Below are 2,754 nucleotides of genomic sequence, written 5' to 3'. Positions count from 1 at the left end.
GGGCTGGACGGGTGTGGGGGGCATGGTCTGGCTGCTCCTGCCGGTCCGACTGGGTAAAACCCTTTAGGGACTGATATGGGCTGTTACCAGCTGATACAAACCGGTATGACAATTCACTGCAAACCGGAGCACAGGGGATGGCGGTCCCCGGTGCGCCGGGCGGGCCCCGTACACCCGCCGACCGCCCGGTTCCCGGGCGGATCACTGCCGGTACTGTTCGGCGAATGAGCTCGCTTAATCTCGACGACTTCACCGATCTGATCGAGCGTCCGGACGGTGGCGTACGCCGTGACGCGGAGGCGCGCCGGGAGAGCCGCGCCGTGCCGCCCGGGGCGCTCGGACGCCTCGACGAACTCGGTGAGTGGCTGGCCGCGGCGCAGGCGGCCGTGCCGGTGCGGGCGATCGAGCGTCCGCGCGTGGTGCTGTTCGCGGGGGACCACGGGGTGGCCGGTCTCGGGGTGTCGGCGCGGCCCGCGTCGAGCGCGGATCTGCTGGTGCGTTCCGTGCTCGACGGCTCCAGCCCGGTCTCGGTGCTCGCCCGGCGCCTCGGGGTGCCCGTGCGGGTGGTGGACATGGCGCTCGACTGCGACCCCGGGGAGCTGCCCGACGAGGTCGTGCGCCACCGGGTGCGGCGCGGGTCCGGACGGATCGACGTGGAGGACGCGCTGACGCCGGAGGAGGCGGAGGCCGCCTTCCTGGCGGGGGTCGCCGTCGCGGACGAGGAGGCGGACTCCGGGACCGACCTGGTCGTCCTGGGGGACGTGAGCGTCGGCGGGACGACGGCGGCGGCGGTGCTGGTGGCCGCGCTGTGCGGGACCGACGCGTCGGTGGTGACCGGGCGCGGGGGGCGGGCCATCGACGACCTCGCCTGGATGCGCAAGTGCGCGGCGGTGCGCGACGCGCTGCGGCGCGCCCGGCCCGTCCTCGGGGACCAGTTGCAGCTGCTCGCGACGGTGGGCGGCGCCGACCTGGCCGCGATCACCGGGTTCCTGCTGCAGAGCGCCGTGCGCAAGACGCCGGTGATGCTGGACGGGGTCGTCTCGGCGGCCTGCGCGCTGGTCGGGCAGCGGGTCGCCTTCCGGGCGCCGGACTGGTGGCTGGCGGGGCAGAGCAGCGGGGAGCCGGCGCAGGCGAAGGCGTTCGACCGGATGGCGCTGGAGCCGCTGCTCTCCCACGGTGACGGTCGGGGAGGGGGCGGGGGCGCTGCTCGCCTTGCCTTTGGTCCAGGCGGCGGCGGCGCTGGCAGCGGAGTTGCCGGAGGCGGGCCAGGGGTAGTTCGTCGGGTGCGGCCCGGTGGGGGCTTGTCGCGCAGTTCCCCGCGCCCCTTAAGACGGGGCTGCGCCCCTGTCTTTCGCCTTTAAGGGGCGCGGGGAACTGCGCGAACGGCCCCCACCGGCCCGCAGTCGACGTGCCGCGCCGCATCAATGGCCAAAGTGGGACATATCATCCCGCTTCATGGGAAGCGCCCGAGTCATCGGTATCCGGCGGCGGGCCGCCGGGGCCGCCGTCTGGTACCTCCGCGCCGTCGCGTTCCTCAACTTCCTCAGCGCCGTCTGGGTCTCCCTCGGCCAGGACGTGCGGCGCCACAACACGCAGGACTGCTTCACCCCGTACCTGCTGACGGCCGGTTTCGCGTCCGGGGTGTTCACCCTGTTCCTGGCGATCACGATGCGCCGGCGCAAGCGGGCCGCCTGGATCCTCAACCTCGCCCTCAGCGGAGCGTTCCTGCTGCTGTTCGCCTTCGCCATGGCCTTCCCCGAGGTCCGCCGCCACCCGCAGAACTGGATCTCGCTCGTCCTGACGGCGGCGTTCGTGGCGTCCCTGCTCGTCGGCCGGCGCGAGTTCTACGCGAAGGGCGACCGCTCGAACCCCCGGCTCGCGGCACTCGTGGGCACCGGCGGGCTGCTGGTCTGCTCCCTGCTGGCCGCGCTGCTCGTGACCGCCACCAACCACGCCCGCGACGCGCACCTGTCGACCTTCACCGACCGCTGGCGCTACGGCACCCTGCGGCTGGTCTCGGTCGCCGACGACTCCCGCTTCCCCGGGATCACCACTCCCCACTGGGCGGACGTCGCCGTCAACGTCCTGAGCACCCTGCTGGTCCTGGCCGTCCTGTACGCCGCCTTCCGCTCCCGCCGCGTCGTCGACCCGCTCAGCGCCGGCGACGAGGAGCGGCTGCGGGCGCTGCTCGACCGGCACGGCGACCGCGACTCCCTCGGCTACTTCGCGCTGCGCCGCGAGAAGAGCGTGGTGTGGTCGCCGACCGGCAAGGCCGCCGTCGTGCACCGCGTCGTGGGCGGCGTCTCGCTGGCCTCGGGCGACCCGGTCGGCGACCCCGAGGCGTGGCCCGGCGCCATCGGCCCCTGGCTCGCCGAGGCGCGGGCGCACGGCTGGATCCCGGCGGTGATGGGCGCGGGCGAGGAGGCCGGGACCGTCTACGCCCGGCACGGCCTGGACGCGCTGGAGATCGGCGACGAGGCCGTCGTGGAGACCGCCGACTTCACCCTGGACGGGCGGGCCATGCGGACCGTGCGGCAGGCCTACAACCGGGTCCGGCGCGCGGGGTACCGGGTGCGCGTGCGGCGCCACGAGGACATCCCGGCCGACGAGATGGCGTACCTGCTCGCACGCGCCGACGACTGGCGGGACGGGGCGACCGAACGCGGTTTCAGCATGGCGCTGGGGCGGCTCGGGGACCCCGGCGACGGGCGGTGCGTGATGCTCGAATGCCGGGACGGCGGCGAGGGGGAAGGG

General features: G+C 74.2%; 1 protein-coding gene and 1 pseudogene. Both read left to right on the top strand.

The genetic code is table 11. The features are described 5' to 3' along the window. The first annotated feature begins 224 nt into the window (after positions 1-224). Positions 225-1,275 (top strand): annotated as a pseudogene (gene cobT, locus FGF04_RS36420) (nicotinate-nucleotide--dimethylbenzimidazole phosphoribosyltransferase). A 180-nt stretch (positions 1,276-1,455) separates the two neighbouring features. Continuing rightward, positions 1,456-2,754 (top strand): phosphatidylglycerol lysyltransferase domain-containing protein (locus tag FGF04_RS36415; RefSeq protein ID WP_149515679.1); only part of this gene is annotated, 1,299 nt, incomplete at its 3' end.

The sequence above is a fragment of the Streptomyces apricus genome (assembly GCF_008369065.1).
GTDB classification, from domain to species: Bacteria; Actinomycetota; Actinomycetes; order Streptomycetales; family Streptomycetaceae; genus Streptomyces; species Streptomyces apricus.
Note: the sequence above shows the minus strand (reverse complement) of the source record. Positions and strands in the feature narration are given on the sequence as shown.